Source organism: Vibrio sp. SNU_ST1 (assembly GCF_030563405.1).
In the GTDB taxonomy this organism is placed as follows: Bacteria; Pseudomonadota; Gammaproteobacteria; order Enterobacterales; family Vibrionaceae; genus Vibrio.
Map to the genome: position 1 here is coordinate 1,670,121 of NZ_CP130748.1, position 14,166 is coordinate 1,684,286.

Annotated in this window: 13 protein-coding genes and 1 pseudogene; 5 read left to right on the forward strand and 9 right to left on the reverse strand. The window is 43.4% G+C overall.

All coding sequences use genetic code 11. The features are described 5' to 3' along the window. The first annotated feature begins 110 nt into the window (after nt 1-110). Nucleotides 111-1,138 (forward strand): annotated as a pseudogene (locus Q5H80_RS07185) (IS110 family transposase). 253 nt (nt 1,139-1,391) lie between these two features. On the opposite strand, the gene Q5H80_RS07190 reads toward Q5H80_RS07185, so the two are convergent. The 8 genes from Q5H80_RS07190 to artP form a co-directional block, all read right to left on the reverse strand. Then, nucleotides 1,392-2,572, reverse strand: a protein-coding gene (locus Q5H80_RS07190; protein ID WP_304563913.1) for an IS3 family transposase whose coding sequence is annotated in 2 segments (ribosomal slippage) — nt 1,392-2,287 and nt 2,287-2,572 — 1,182 coding nt in all. Because the reading frame shifts where the segments join, the coding sequence is not laid out codon by codon here. Nucleotides 2,573-2,643: 71 nt separating this feature from the next. Further along, the gene (locus tag Q5H80_RS07195; protein ID WP_160658617.1) at nt 2,644-2,991 is read right to left on the reverse strand and encodes a hypothetical protein; all 348 of its coding nucleotides are present in this window, start codon (nt 2,989-2,991) and stop codon (nt 2,644-2,646) included. 101 nt (nt 2,992-3,092) lie between these two features. Further along, the gene (locus Q5H80_RS07200) at nt 3,093-3,398 is read right to left on the reverse strand and encodes a hypothetical protein (RefSeq protein ID WP_304563914.1); all 306 of its coding nucleotides are present in this window, start codon (nt 3,396-3,398) and stop codon (nt 3,093-3,095) included. A gap of 285 nt (nt 3,399-3,683) precedes the next feature. Continuing rightward, a complete protein-coding gene (locus tag Q5H80_RS07205; RefSeq protein WP_304563915.1) occupies nt 3,684-4,349 on the reverse strand; it encodes a transposase in 666 nt (221 codons plus the stop codon). Nucleotides 4,350-4,584: 235 nt separating this feature from the next. Then, entirely contained in the window at nt 4,585-5,253 is a 669-nt protein-coding gene (gene artM, locus Q5H80_RS07210) for an arginine ABC transporter permease ArtM (protein ID WP_012603999.1), read from the reverse strand. Next, complete coding sequence (gene artQ, locus Q5H80_RS07215; protein ID WP_009846801.1) at nt 5,250-5,936, reverse strand: arginine ABC transporter permease ArtQ; 687 nt, start codon at nt 5,934-5,936, stop codon at nt 5,250-5,252. Before artQ ends, artM begins: the two co-directional genes overlap by 4 nt. Nucleotides 5,937-5,939: 3 nt before the next feature. Then, entirely contained in the window at nt 5,940-6,683 is a 744-nt protein-coding gene (locus Q5H80_RS07220; RefSeq protein ID WP_304563916.1) for an arginine ABC transporter substrate-binding protein, read from the reverse strand. A 175-nt stretch (nt 6,684-6,858) separates the two neighbouring features. Then, complete coding sequence (gene artP / locus Q5H80_RS07225) at nt 6,859-7,587, reverse strand: arginine ABC transporter ATP-binding protein ArtP (RefSeq protein ID WP_304563917.1); 729 nt, start codon at nt 7,585-7,587, stop codon at nt 6,859-6,861. A 541-nt stretch (nt 7,588-8,128) separates the two neighbouring features. On the opposite strand from artP, the gene Q5H80_RS07230 reads away from it, so the two are divergent. Together Q5H80_RS07230 and Q5H80_RS07235 are read left to right on the forward strand one after the other, a co-directional pair. Beyond that, the gene (locus Q5H80_RS07230) at nt 8,129-9,964 is read left to right on the forward strand and encodes an ABC transporter ATP-binding protein/permease (protein ID WP_304563918.1); all 1,836 of its coding nucleotides are present in this window, start codon (nt 8,129-8,131) and stop codon (nt 9,962-9,964) included. Nucleotides 9,965-10,136: 172 nt separating this feature from the next. After that, a complete protein-coding gene (locus Q5H80_RS07235) occupies nt 10,137-10,601 on the forward strand; it encodes a thioesterase family protein (protein ID WP_192888667.1) in 465 nt (154 codons plus the stop codon). A gap of 98 nt (nt 10,602-10,699) precedes the next feature. Here the strand turns inward: Q5H80_RS07235 and Q5H80_RS07240 are convergent, their stop codons facing one another. Continuing rightward, a complete protein-coding gene (locus Q5H80_RS07240; RefSeq protein WP_304563919.1) occupies nt 10,700-12,955 on the reverse strand; it encodes a peptidase U32 family protein in 2,256 nt (751 codons plus the stop codon). Nucleotides 12,956-13,128: 173 nt separating this feature from the next. Here Q5H80_RS07240 and Q5H80_RS07245 point away from each other — a divergent pair, with 173 nt between their 5' ends. Further along, the gene (locus Q5H80_RS07245; protein ID WP_304569392.1) at nt 13,129-13,719 is read left to right on the forward strand and encodes a glutathione S-transferase; all 591 of its coding nucleotides are present in this window, start codon (nt 13,129-13,131) and stop codon (nt 13,717-13,719) included. Between the two features lie 195 nt (nt 13,720-13,914). Continuing rightward, nucleotides 13,915-14,157: a hypothetical protein gene (locus Q5H80_RS07250; RefSeq protein ID WP_304563920.1), complete on the forward strand. Its 243-nt coding sequence runs from the start codon at nt 13,915-13,917 to the stop codon at nt 14,155-14,157. Nucleotides 14,158-14,166 lie beyond the last annotated feature (9 nt).

The following is a 14,166-nucleotide window of genomic DNA, read 5'->3' on the forward strand; positions in this document are numbered from 1 at the left end:
TATAAACTGAATACTTCCTCCTAAAATGCTAACGAATGATATGGACTCCCTCTACCTGACACTCTGCGTGCCATACTTACTAAGTACACGCTGAAGAACTGGAGGTTACTATGTTCACCATTCAAACTATTGGCGTTGACCTCGCCAAGAATGTGTTCAGTATTCACGGCGTTGATGCATATGGCAAGTGCGTCCTACGCAAAACTGTCAAAAGAAACAAACTCTTAGACACATTCGCTAAGTTACCGCCCTGCCTCATCGGTATGGAGGCGTGCTCTGGTGCCCACCACTGGGCGAGAGAGCTACTGAAGCTCGGCCATAACCCGAAAATTATGGCGTCCAAATTCGTTATTCCATATCGACAAAATGAGAAGAACGATGCCAATGACGCGGAGGCTATCTGTGAAGCGGTATCTAGACCCAAAACGCGATTTGTCTCTATCAAAAGTGAAGAGCAACAAGCTGTGCTTTGCCTGCATCGTATTCGACAAGGGCTAATTAAAACAAGAACTGCGACCATTAACCAACTCAGAGGTTTGCTTTCCGAATTTGGCATTGTGATGCCTCAGGGTCGCTACTCGGCTCAAAACACCATTGGTAGCGTCCTTGAAGATGCAGAAAATGGTTTGCCTATACTCGCTCGAGAGCTACTTCAAGATCTATCGAACAAGATTCAAAACCTTAACCTAGAAGTATTGCACTATGATCGCAGAGTCTCTGCTTTAGTTCGTGAGATGGCTTCAGTCAAAGCCCTCATGGATATTCCAGGTGTCGGTGAACACAGTGCAAGTGCCATTGTCGCGACCGTCAATGACGCCAAACAATTTGGATCTAGCCGCCAATTTTCCGCTTGGATAGGGTTGGTTCCAAGACAATACTCAACAGGTGGTCATGTTCATCTTGGTCGCATCAGCAAAAGAGGCGAAAAACACATTCGCACTCTACTTATTCATGGCGCAAGAGCCGTTATTGCACGATGTAAAGAGAAAACCGATCGCAACAGTATTTGGTTAAATCAACTCGTTGAACGACGAGGTTATAAACGAGCAGCTGTCGCCCTAGCAGCAAAAAATGCTCGTATAATATGGGCATATTAACAACAGGAAAAGAGTACAAGATTAACTATGTAAACGGTTAACACTCACCGAGTCAAAGCAATAGCAAATGATGACAATATGACCAGACCGAGATGCCTAAACCTGTTTAATTGGGAAGTAATAATACTGTTTAACGAATGAGGCTGGCATCAAGCCAATATCATCAAGGTGACGGAACGATTCCGATTAAACACCGAATGTAGAGCTGCTGTCCGATCCACTGTTGTCAGCGGGAGCTATTGTTGACAAAAGAGGGAGTGATCTTCACCCGATAAAATGGACACCCTACTCTCTTTAACCCGTCGCTACTTCATATTCATGCGGGGTTCGATATCCAAGACTTGAGTGCAGTCTATAACGGTTATAAAAATGCTGGATATAACCGGCAAGTTTATCTCTAAGCTGCTTCTCACTTTTAAAACTATTTTTCCTAATTATGTCGCCTTTGAGCGTATGAAAGAACGATTCCACTTCCGCATTATCAGTACAATGACCTGGACGATTCATGTTTGGGACAATTCCATTTTTTGATAATAAAGCTTGAACTTCATGAGCTCGATATTCAGAGCCTCTGTCGGTATGAAATAATAATCGCTCTTGTGGCTTTCGATTTCTAATGGCCATTCTCAACGAACTCATCGTTAGCTGTGTACTCTTCTTACTACCAAGCGACCAACCCACGATTTTACGCGAGTAAAGATCGATAACGACCGCTAGATACATCCAACGTTTACCTTGCTTTATATACGTTAGATCTCCAGACCATTGTTGATTAACTGCCGTTGGTTTTGGTGTGTCTTTTTTAATATTCTTAATCGATTGATAAAACCGATGTAGCTTGGCCATCTTTAGGTAAATCCGATAACTTCGCGCTCGTAGGCCTTGCTCTCTCATGATCCGAGCCACACGCTTGCGGCTAACCAAAACTCCTTGACGCCTAAGCTCTGCATGAACCCTTGGGCTGCCGTAGGTCTCTCGACTCTGAGAAAACACTTTAATTATTCGCTTTTTCAAAGCCTGCTCTTCTTGAGCATAGCGACTTGGCTCTCTGCTAAGCCATGCGTAGTAACCCGACTTAGAAACAGATAGAAAACGGCACATCAATACTATGGAATAACGTGTTTTGTAATGGGCTATGAATCGGAATTTTGTCGATTTTCTTGGGCAACGAATCGTTGCCACTTTTTTAGCAAATCATTCTCGAGCTTAAGTTGCTCATTCTGACGTTCAAGCTCTGCAATTCGACTCAACTCAGTTTTCTGACTCGGGATCTTAGTCCTTTTCTTACGTTTATCTTCCATAATAACCCCTTCTCGATAGTCCTTTCGCCATTTAGAAAGCATATAAGGGTGGATATCTAATGATAGCGCCACGCTTTTAACTGTAGCTCCTTCTCGTAGCGAAAGTCGGACGGCAGTTACCTTAAATTCCGTAAGATATTGTTGAGTTTTTTTACCTGATTTATAAGCTGGCATAATCACCTCCAATTACAATTGAAGGTGTCCACTAGATCGGGTCAACTACACGGGTCACCTTGATTGCTTTGTTATGTTTTCACTGTGTAACTAAGAGCTATAATTTCAAACTGTCCAAGCTCATTAAAATTAAATTTATAGTGCTTATAGCATTCTGCATCTGATATTTGATCTTGAGCTATATGCAGGTTTAACCATTCAGAGTTCTCTATCACGTAACAAGAATCATAACGCTCACCTTCAAGAAAAGACTCAGCCATTTGCCATTTCATTGCTACGGGATCAGCAAAGAAGACTTCTACAATTGATTCTTGCCAGTCTTTAAATTTAAGTACAACATCACCTTTGACTTGATGTATTTCTGGATACTCTGCATCCGCTGTGGAAAAACCAGTATGTAATAATTTTGCTATTTCCATAAAACTCTCAATAATATATAACACTTGAGACAAACGGACGTAACTACGTTGTATAAGAAACAATCGTAGCTAAGTACAGTACATCAATTTTGACTTCATTGTTATACGGTTGCCGTGTCACAACAAAATTCTGAGTAACAGTCATCGACCCTACACCTAATTCTTATGGTTCCAAACTCTTTTCCAGTACCTACCTCTTCAGAAATAAGAACATGATCTGCTAACAACAAATAACTAACAGCTTCTGCCAATTCATCAAAACCTGATAGTTCTACTGAATTACGTTCTTCATCAGTCTCTACTTGCATCCATACTTTTAATAAACCCTGATCTTGTAAGCGACTTACTTGAAGATCAGTCAAAAACTCAGGTCGATAAAACTCAAGAATCTTTCTATATTTTGACATTCATACCCCAAGAAAACATAACACTTAAGTATTTATCCGTTGTCGTAGCACAATGGATAAATACCTGTTGGACTTGGCCGCTTCTATCTATGGAATTTGCTTTTTAGGACTGACTTACGTTCCACTATTATCATTAAGACCGGTACCCCGTCAGCCGTCCATTTTTCACTTCTAGCCACCAATTTATCTACTGCGACTATACCCGTTGCATAATCTTTTTAAAAGCGAACAATGTCCCTCTCTCGCCATAACACAACGATAATTTTATTCATTACAATCAGACAACTAGGTCAGTCGGTGCTCTGAAACTTCTATCCTAGGTCTAATATTGATGCACACGAGTACCATGCTGTTGCTATAGCAGTTCGGACAACAAGGTTTCTCTTTCAGCACTTCCGATTTCTCTGCGGGTCGCTTTCGTAAGCTTTGCCTAATTTCCGCTATCGCTTTTACCCGCACAGCATTAGCTAGAAAGCCATAGTAGCGTATTCGCATTAGCCCTTTAGGCAACACATGTAAAAGTAAGCGTCGAAGTAACTCGCCCGCATTACAACACATTCTTTGCGTCCCATTGGTTCGGTAGTCTTTGTAACTCATCGTGATACGGCCATCCACGTTATAACTTAATTGGTTGGGATTTAACCCGATACGATTGCAATACCGAGATAGACAACCCACTACCGCTGTAGGCTCGTGGAGTACAGGTTTACTGTACACAACCCATCTCTTACTAGCGGCTTCCTCTAATAAATTACTGTGCGTTGCTATGAACTCGCTTACTCGACATAACATCTCTTTCTTAAAGCGAACGGATAAGGCTTTAACCGGAAGCTGGTAACTCTCTTTTCTTGTCGGTTGCCATTGCCGATCTTTTGTAAGCACCCCACTCGGTAGTAGGCAATGAATATGAGTATGTTGACTCAGATTTCTTCCCCAAGTATGAAGAACCATTAATGCTCCAAGTTGACCGACAAGGTGATGCCGCTCATTAGCAAACGCGCATAATGTTGCCCACACTGAATGACAAAATGCAGAATATTTCTATATAGTATGATTTTAGCGAAAACCCTCCCGAACTGTATGTAATCACAGTACCCTACACATACCCCAAACACAAAAAAGCCTGCCATCTATGCGAACATAAATGGCAGGCTTTATACGTTAGTTAAGCTTTTGAGTGGCTAGCTTATGCCGCTTCGAATGCGAGGGCCTTCTTCTCTACCTGACGGAAGATCAGCGTTAATACGCCATTCACTGCTAGGTAGAATGCGCCAGCAATGCCGAACACTGTTAGCGTGTCGTAGGTTTGGCCGTTGATACGTTGAGCGTAGCCCATCAAATCCATGATGGTGATGGTGCTTGCCAGTGAAGTACCTTTGAAGACTAGAATCACTTCGTTCGAGTAAGCTGGAACGGCGCGACGTAGTGCGTATGGCAGTAACACTTTAAGCGTCGCAATTTTGTCCATGCCCAATGCGCGACATGCTTCCCACTGCCCTGCTGGAATCGCGTTGAATGCGCCTCTGAACAGTAGCGTGCTGTATGCCGCGGTGTTCAACGCAAGTGCTAACATTGCGCAGAACCAAGGTTGGCTAAGCCATGTCCATAGGAAGCTTTCACGAATCCAATCGAATTGACCCGGGCCGTAATACACCAAGAAGATCTGAACCAACAATGGTGTGCCGGTAAACAGCGTAATGATGCCACGTGTTAACCAGTGAATCGCCGGTATTCTTAGGATTAGCGTTACCGTCATCAGCAATGACAAGATACAACCAACAAGCAATGAAGCACCTGTGAGTTGAAGGCTGGTCACTAAGCCTTCAAGCATTTGAGAGAGGTATTGTTGATTCATGCCATTGCCCCTTTGTTACCCAAACCTTGAATAGAAAACTTACCATCAATCACTTTTACTAATCTTTGTGTGATTAAAGTGATGACCAAATAGATTGCTGCTGCTGTCGCGTACCACGTAAATGCTTCATGCGTTGCGGCTGATGTTAATTGCGCTTGTTTCAATAGATCGGTCACGCCAATCAGTGAAACCAGTGCAGTGTCTTTCAATAACACTAACCATTGGTTGGTTAACCCCGGCAGTGCGTGTCTTACCGCTTGAGGTAATACGACTCTGAAGAACGCACGAGATTGCGAAATACCAAGCGCACTTGCTGCTTCTCTCTGCCCTTTGCTTACCGCTTTCAAAGCACCACGTATGGTTTGTGAAGCGTATGAAGCAAAGATAAGTGACAGTGCAACAACACCAGATAAGAACGGGCTCACTTCTATGAAGTCACCGGTGATCATGAACAGAACTTGTGTCGAACCAAAGTAGATAAACAGTACGACCAGAATTTCTGGTAAACCACGAACAATCGTCACAAATGCAGTCGTTGGCCATTTGATTGCAATACGACGAGACATCTCACCACTTGCAAACAAAACTGCTAGAACCAATCCAACCAATAGGCTTACGAACGCAAGCTGAACTGTCATCCAGCTTGCTTCGACGAGCCCTAAAGAGTAACCCGTTAATTCCATAAATTACTTACCGAAGTACTTGTTAAAGATCTTGTCGTATTCGCCGTTCGCTTTCACTGCTGCAAGTGCAACGTTAAGCTGGTCTACAAGTTCTTGGTTGCTCTTGTTTACTGCGATACCAAAGCCGTTACCGAAGTACTCTTGGTTTGTTACTTGGTCGCCAACATACGTTAGGTTGTCTTGCTTTTTGAACCATTCAGCTACTACCGCTGTGTCACCAAATACTGAATCGATACGACCATTTTTCATGTCGATGAATGCATCTTGGTAGCTTGAGTAAGGTACCGCTGTTACGCCAGCCATTTGCTCAAGTAGGAAGCTTTGGTGAGTTGAACCGTTTTGAACACCAACACGCTTACCTTCTAGTGCTGCTTGGTCTGCTACTTTGCCTTCAATAGAGATGAATGCTGCTGAGTTATCGTAGTAAGCGTTAGAGAAGTTTACTTGTTTAAGACGCGCTTCAGTGATGTCCATTGCCGAAATAGCGGCATCGTAACGTTTGAATTTAAGCGCTGGGATCAAACTATCGAACGCTTGGTTGTGAAAAGTACAAGTTGCTTTCATCTCTTCACAAAGTGCGTTTGCTAGGTCTACGTCAAAACCTTGGATTTGGTTGTTCTCGTCCATGTATTCGAATGGTGCGTAAGTCGCTTCCATTGCGAATTTGATTTCATCTTGTGCCGATGCATTAACAGACATGCCTGCAGAAGAAAGGCCGATAAGTGAAGCTAGTAGAATCTTTTTCATTTTGTTACTCCGAATCTGTGTGATTTTGACCTGTGGCCATTTTTATAATTTGATTTGTTTTAACTGAATCTATGTTTGAACTAAATTGTGTTGTGATTAGCCGAATCAAGTAAATTAGCTGAATCTTGGGCTATGGGAATCCAATGCGTTAACTCCGGTTTAATGAGTCACTAATCTAGTGAGTCAAATACTCGGCAAATTCAGGTGTCTGCGGATTAACGAATGAATCGCTGGTGCCGTGTTCAACGATGTGCCCTTTCTCTAGATACAGAACGTGGCTAGCAATCTTCTTCGCGAAATCAACTTCGTGTGTCACAACCACTTGAGTAATACCCGTTCCACTCAACTCTTTAATAATGCTCACAACTTGGTTGGTGATCTCAGGATCAAGCGCCGCTGTTGGTTCATCAAACAACAACACATCCGGTTTCATCATCAGCGCACGTGCAATCGCAACACGCTGTTGTTGGCCGCCAGAAAGTTGAAGTGGCCAAGCGTCTGCTTTATCGGCAAGCTGAAGAGTCTTTAGAACTTCTTGGGCTTGCTTAATCGCTTCCTGCTTATCCAACCCCGCCACTTTTGTGGGAGCTTCAATTAAGTTTTCCATTACCGTCATGTGTGGCCACAAGTTGTATTGTTGGAACACCATGCCAACTTTACGACGAAGTTTAAGCCCCTGCTTTTCTTGGATCTGGCTTGAAAAATCGAATTGCTCGTTCGCAATGTCTAATTCGCCGTTATCCGCGATTTCTAGCAGGTTCAATACACGCAGTAATGAACTCTTGCCCGCGCCGCTTGGGCCAAGCAATACCAAGGTTTCGCCACTTTCACAGTCAAAGCTGATGTCGTGAAGAACTTGTGTATTACCGTATGATTTGTTGATGCTCTTTACTTGAATACTCATGCCACAATACTGCATTAATTGTCATTTGTTGGTTATTCTATTCAATTCGAGGTTTTATGCAAGAAAAATGTATAAAAAACTATTTTGTTGAATTTTTGTAACGAGAGTTGCACAAAAAACAGTCGCTATAACTGGTCTTACAACTAAAAACTACAAGTTACTGATAAGCTTGATATCGAGATAAAAGCAAACGTTTATCTTCAAATTAAAAAATCAGTACTAGATCTAAAAAACAGTGGATTCCATTCGCTATTGGCTCATACCCACCTGCATAAAAATCAAAGTTAAACAGTTCATGTTATCTGTATTTTTAAGCCTCATTAAATGCTTAATGTCCTTTTGAACAGTGTCGACTTCCTCACTTGCTAGGCATCAAAGTCCGAAAACTGAGTATCCTAGGAAGAATCAGTCAGCGATGCGTGCTTTAATGGTTTCTCTTGTAAGCAACAAACATTTACGAACGACTAGCACTAATTCGTGACAAGTACGTACAAACAAAAAGCCATCTACTCTTAAAGCGACAATACATTAAGGCAGTCATATGCAAAACGATGTCTCTTCTACGCGTGACTCTACTCAGCGAACGGCTCAACGATTTACTCAAAAAGCGCCACAACCCAAACCTGAAAAGAAAAGCCTCAGTATTTTATTTGAGCTCAGCAAATTTATTCAGCCCTATAAAGGCCGTGTGATTGCAGCGCTGATCGCTTTGATCTTTACGGCGAGCTTAACCCTTTCGGTCGGACACGGTATCCGTCTTCTTATCGACCAAGGCTTCAGCCAACAGTCATTATCAGACTTGGGCAGTGCGATTCAATTCATCATGGTTGTAGTCGTGTTGATCTCGATTGGCACCTTTTTCCGCTTCTATTTAGTCTCTTCTGTTGGGGAGCGTGTGAGTGCAGATATTCGCCTATCAGTTTTCAATCACGTTGTGACGCTTCATCCGAGTTACTTCGAAACCAATGGCAGTGGCGACATCATGTCGCGCATCACAACCGACACAACCCTGCTCCAAAGCATCATTGGTTCGTCGTTTTCTATGGCGATGCGAAGTGCATTAATGTGTATTGGCGCAATCATCATGCTGTTCGCGACCAACATTAAGCTAACGCTGATCGTGTTGGCCTCTGTGCCGTTTATCCTGATTCCGATTTTGGTATACGGTCGACGAGTGAGAGCTCTATCCCGTCAAAGCCAAGATTCGATGTCTGATGTGGGTTCTTATGCTGGCGAAGCGATTGAGCATATTAAGACGGTGCAAAGTTATAGCCGAGAAGCGCAAGAGAAAGCGTCATTCGCTGTTGAAGTGGAAAAAGCATATGAGATTGGTCGTCAGCGTGTAAAACAGCGCGCAATTCTAATCTCTGGTGTGATTGTTATTGTGTTCAGCGCGATTGCAGGCATGCTTTGGGTTGGCGGCAGTGATGTTATCAACGGCACGATGTCGGCGGGTGACTTAGCGGCGTTTGTCTTCTATGCTATTATGGTAGCTTCGTCATTAGGTACCATTTCTGAAGTGATGGGTGAACTGCAACGCGCGGCAGGTGCGACCGAGCGATTAATCGAGATTCTACAAGTTGAAAGTCATATTGTTGCGCCTGTAGAAAACCCAACATCATTAGATAACGTGACACCAGAAGTCGCGTTTAATGATGTGACTTTCTGTTATCCATCAAGACCGAACCAACCCGCAACGAGCAACCTCACTTTAACTGCCCATGAGGGCAAAGTGTTGGCTCTGGTCGGCCCGTCTGGTGCAGGTAAAACTACCCTGTTCGAACTGCTGCAACGTTTCTATGACCCACAAGTGGGTAAAGTGACCTTAGGCGGTGTTGAGCTGAATCAGTTTGATCCGAATGAATTAAGAAAGCAGATGGCGCTTGTACCGCAGCAACCCGCTCTGTTCAGTAACGATGTGTTCCACAACATTCGTTACGGAAACCCAGAAGCAACGGACGAGCAAGTTATCGAAGCGGCGAAAAAAGCGCACGCGCACGAGTTCATTCAGAACTTACCTGAAGGCTATCACAGCTTTCTTGGTGAACGTGGCGTGAGATTGTCTGGCGGTCAGCGTCAGCGTATCGCCATCGCACGTGCCATCTTAAAAGATCCGAATACTCTCTTATTGGATGAAGCAACCAGTGCGTTAGACAGCGAAAGTGAGCATCACGTTCAACAAGCTTTAGAAGAGTTAATGCGTGGCAGAACGACGATCATTATCGCCCATCGATTATCAACAATTAAACACGCCGACCAGATTGCGGTGCTCGATAAAGGGCAGCTAGTAGACATCGGCGACCACCAGTCGCTCATAAATAGCTGTGAATTGTACCAACGCCTAGTTGAACTGCAATTCAAACACCTTAGTCGCTAAGTTATGGAGCAAATGCGTTCAAGTCATTAAATAATGAAAGACTAAGTCCCTGACATTGTGTGGTTTCAAGCTTCAAAAACTTAAATCACACGTGTTGCAGTTTTGTGAATTTGACGGTAGGGTTTTTATTCCAATAACAACTTATTCCCTAAATAACAATAAGAGAGTTCGCATGGAAGCACTATTATCTGACTACCCGGTAGTAACCGAAATCCCAGTTGCTTGGGGAGAAATGGACGCACTTAATCACGTTAACAACGCCGTATATTTTCGTTATTTCGAAACCGCTCGCTTAGATTTCTTTAAACACGTCGAGCTGATGGAAGAGATGGCGATTACCAAAGTTGGTCCTGTTCTTGGCGACACTTATTGTAAATATTTCCGACCAGTCACCTATCCAGACACGCTGATGATTGGCTCTCGCGTCACCGACATTCAAGACGACCGCTTCACCATGGAATACGCGATCGTCAGTAAAACTCAGCAAAAGCTGACGACAATCGGCACTGCGACCATCGTTATGTTCGATTTTGCTTCAAACCAAAAAGCGCTACTTTCACTGCGTTTAACCAACGAAATCGAAAAGATGAACACGTTAAAGAGCCCATGCTTCAAACAGGAAGTCGTTACGGAATAATCAGAATTATCAGATACAAAAAGGCCACTCGTTTGAGTGGCCTTTTGTTTATTGGTTCACAGTACTAATAAGCGGTTAGGCCTTATAGACCTTGCAGCCTATAGACCTTGAACGTATTGAGCGTTAGTACGAATTTCGACTAGCTGCTCTAGGTTCTGTTGTGAACCATCAACGCCGTCAATCAAACCTTGGAAGTGTTTGATAAGCTCTACTTTGTCTTGTACTTCTTTCGAACCCGCGCCGATGTTGGTTAGGTCGATGAAGAACTCATCGAACAGACCAGAGAAATCCGTTACAGCGTCGTGGTTTAAGAACTGCTCGTGGTTGTAAATGCTAGGGTAGCCGCCCTTCTGCTTATCAACCGCGAAAGATATACCTTTCACGTTAGTAATCGTGGTCGCTTTCTCACACTTCAGCATACAACCGGCTTCAATGCTTGGCTTGTTACAACCTACCGTTCTTTGGAAGAAACACTGACGGCTGGTCATCATCAAGATTGGGTGGTAGATGCTGTAGAACAGTTTGAAGTTCTCAGGACGGCGAATATGACGAATCTGACCTTTGTTGATCTCGTTCGAAATGAAAGCACCTGCACAGTTTAGCTCTTCTTTCAGCGTAACCAATGCGTGAGAGTTTGTGGTGTTCATGAACGGGCCTGCTACCCACTCAATTCCCATCTCGTAAGCTTTGTAGGCAATACCCGTGTTGTTGGTCACGATGCGAGCTGGCTTGATCTCTTCCAGAATACGAACTGCTTCGTCGTAATCTTTGCCGATCAATACTGCAGGGAACCAAGGAATCAAATGTGGGTTTGCTGCCAAGATGTCGATGTACTTGTTACAACGCTTCTTGAAGCTTTCAGGCAGTTTGAAGTAAACATCCGCGTCAGTTACGTCACACAGGTGCAAGTCTTCCACATCCGCGATAAGCATCGACATAGTTGGCTTTTCGTTCACCTTCGGTTGCTGAGGCAGTGCTGGCACTTCAACGTGCTTAATCACTTTCACAGAACCGTTTAAGATGAAATCGATTTCGTCTTTTAAGACCGACACTTCTTTCAAAGGAAGAATCAGACCTTCGTCTAGGTTGTCGTAGTTACAGTTTTCAAGCGTATGAACAGCACTCTTCACTGACTTGAAACGCTTCTCAAGTAAAGCTTGAGTAACCGCAGTCTCTTTAGCTGTTGCCAATAACGATTGAGATTGAACCGTAAAGTTTTCTTTTGGTGTGTTTACTGTCACCGTAAATGGTTGACCCACCTTAGCACTAAACGACAATGACACAGGTGTTTTACGAATATCAAGGAACTCGATCTTGTCGCGCATTTCGCTACCTAGCGCATTCTTAGCTTCGTAAAGATCGCTGGTCACTTCTTGAATTTGTACCACTGAGATTTCATTGTTCTCTTTCGTCGCTTTATCAACAGCGTAATTCATGCTGTTGTCGCGAGGGTTATCAATGAACATGTCTTTCGTTAGGTTGCCCTTAAGGAAAGAGTTAGTGAAATCACGGTTGAATACTTTGTGCAGGTTCGAATCGTCTTCGATCAACAAACCACTTTCTACAAAGCTATCAATTTGTTTGCGCCACGTGTCTACTACTGTGTAAACGTAGTGCGCGCCTTTAATACGGCCTTCAACTTTCAATGAGTCGACTTTCGCGTCAACCAATTCAGGTAGGTCGTAGTAAGCGGAGTTATCTTTCAAGTTCAGTGGGAACTTGTTTCCTGCATCAGTGATTTCGTATTCATCACGACATGCTTGGCTACAACGGCCACGGTTACCTGAGTTACCCACACTTACTGAGCTTGAGTAACATTGACCAGAGAATGCGATACACAAAGCACCGTGTACGAACACTTCAGTCAGTACATCGTGATCATGTGCCACTTCAGTCAGCATTTTGATTTCTGGCAGGTTCAATTCACGAGATAAGTTAACGCGCGTCGCGCCAATCTTAGACAAGAACTTAATCTGGCCTTCGTTGTGCGTGGTTAACTGAGTCGATGCGTGAACATCTAACGATGGGAAATGCTTTTTCACCAAATCAAACAAACCAAGATCTTGAACGATGATGCCGTCTAGTTTGGTGTTCACCAGTTGGTTCAGCAATTTAGTGATTGTCTTAATTTCATGCTCCAGCAGCACAACGTTAAGAGTCAGAAACACTTCACAACCATATTCATGAGCAAGGCGAATCACACCATTCAACTCATCTAACGAAAGGTTAGAGGCTCTGTTACGAGCGTTGAAGGTGTCTAAACCACAATAAACCGCATTGGCACCGGCCACGATAGCGGCTTTAATCGCCTCGACATCGCCACCTGGGGCTAATAACTCAATCTTTCTGCTCATTTTTGAAGTCGCTCACTTACTTATAATTTTTAAGGCGCGTATTCTACCTACAACACGATCTCTTTACCACCTAACAACACTTTCCAAACTAAATGACCTCAATAATGCCAAACGAATTCGATTTACCTATCCTTTATTCTTTAAGACGCTGCCCTTACGCTATGCGAGGAAGAATGGGCATCGCACTATCACAGCAGAAAGTGTTACTTCGAGAAATTGTTACCAAAGATAAGCCTAGCGAACTATTGGCCAGTTCGCCAAAAGGCACTGTTCCAGTATTGGTATTGCCTGATGGTCAAATCATCGAACAGAGCTTAGATGTCATGAACTGGGCGCTTCAATACAACGATCCTCAAGATCTTCTGCGCTCAAGCAATCCAAGACTTAGCGAGCAAGTCCAACAACTCATTAAAACCAACGATGAAGATTTTATTGGCCACTTAGAAAAGTACAGAGCGTCTGTTCGTTACCGAAACATCGATGTTGAACAACGTAGACAAGCCTGCGAAGCGTTCATCAGTAAGTTAGAGGCTTTACTCACCGACCAAGCCTACTTTTTCGGAGAAACCCCTAGCCTCGCCGATTTTGCTGTAATGCCGTTTGTCAGCCAGTTCGTGAGAGTCGAGAAGAAATGGTTTGTGCAATCTGAATATAAAAACATAGGACGTTGGTTAAGAGCGCACCTCGACAGTAAACTCTACACCCAAGTCATGAAACAATACCCATTGTGGAACGAAACCAAGCAAGATTGTGTTTTTGGGTAGCATTAAGTCACTATGAATTTCTGGAGATATCCCTAGATTACCGAAGATGACTGTAAACAGTTCTAAATAAGCATAGCCAGCTCTCTATTGTTATGAAAATCGTGACACTGAATTACAAGCGATGCTATTGATGGCATATTAGATATCAACGAAAATCGCCTTTCACTCAATCACAACGTTAGTTTGAAATGCGCTATGCCAAAAAACAAAGCCAACACATTCAACACACCTAGCCCCGAGTTTAAAGGGTTCGCGACAGTTTCACTGTTAGTGGCCTTCTCGCTTGCCCTTTCAGGCTGTAGCGCGAAAAACAAAGCAACCAACACAAGCCCATGTGCTGCGCAGCAGAATCAAGCCTACATTCCAACAAACGTTATTTACTCATCAAATTCCGACGGACTTTATGATGGACAAAGAAAACGTCGACCTATTGATTGAATAAGGTAA

Excerpts from the sequence above, each read along its gene's own strand:
- Q5H80_RS07195 (WP_160658617.1), bottom strand. The coding sequence starts at position 2,991 with ATGGAAATAGCAAAATTATTACATACTGGTTTTTCCACAGCGGATGCA.
- Q5H80_RS07200 (WP_304563914.1), bottom strand. The coding sequence starts at position 3,398 with ATGTCAAAATATAGAAAGATTCTTGAGTTTTATCGACCTGAGTTTTTG.
- Q5H80_RS07205 (WP_304563915.1), bottom strand. The coding sequence starts at position 4,349 with ATGGTTCTTCATACTTGGGGAAGAAATCTGAGTCAACATACTCATATT.
- artM (WP_012603999.1), bottom strand. The coding sequence starts at position 5,253 with ATGAATCAACAATACCTCTCTCAAATGCTTGAAGGCTTAGTGACCAGC.
- artQ (WP_009846801.1), bottom strand. The coding sequence starts at position 5,936 with ATGGAATTAACGGGTTACTCTTTAGGGCTCGTCGAAGCAAGCTGGATG.
- Q5H80_RS07220 (WP_304563916.1), bottom strand. The coding sequence starts at position 6,683 with ATGAAAAAGATTCTACTAGCTTCACTTATCGGCCTTTCTTCTGCAGGC.
- artP (WP_304563917.1), bottom strand. The coding sequence starts at position 7,587 with ATGAGTATTCAAGTAAAGAGCATCAACAAATCATACGGTAATACACAA.
- Q5H80_RS07230 (WP_304563918.1), top strand. The coding sequence starts at position 8,129 with ATGCAAAACGATGTCTCTTCTACGCGTGACTCTACTCAGCGAACGGCT.
- Q5H80_RS07235 (WP_192888667.1), top strand. The coding sequence starts at position 10,137 with ATGGAAGCACTATTATCTGACTACCCGGTAGTAACCGAAATCCCAGTT.
- Q5H80_RS07240 (WP_304563919.1), bottom strand. The coding sequence starts at position 12,955 with ATGAGCAGAAAGATTGAGTTATTAGCCCCAGGTGGCGATGTCGAGGCG.
- Q5H80_RS07245 (WP_304569392.1), top strand. The coding sequence starts at position 13,129 with ATGGGCATCGCACTATCACAGCAGAAAGTGTTACTTCGAGAAATTGTT.
- Q5H80_RS07250 (WP_304563920.1), top strand. The coding sequence starts at position 13,915 with ATGCCAAAAAACAAAGCCAACACATTCAACACACCTAGCCCCGAGTTT.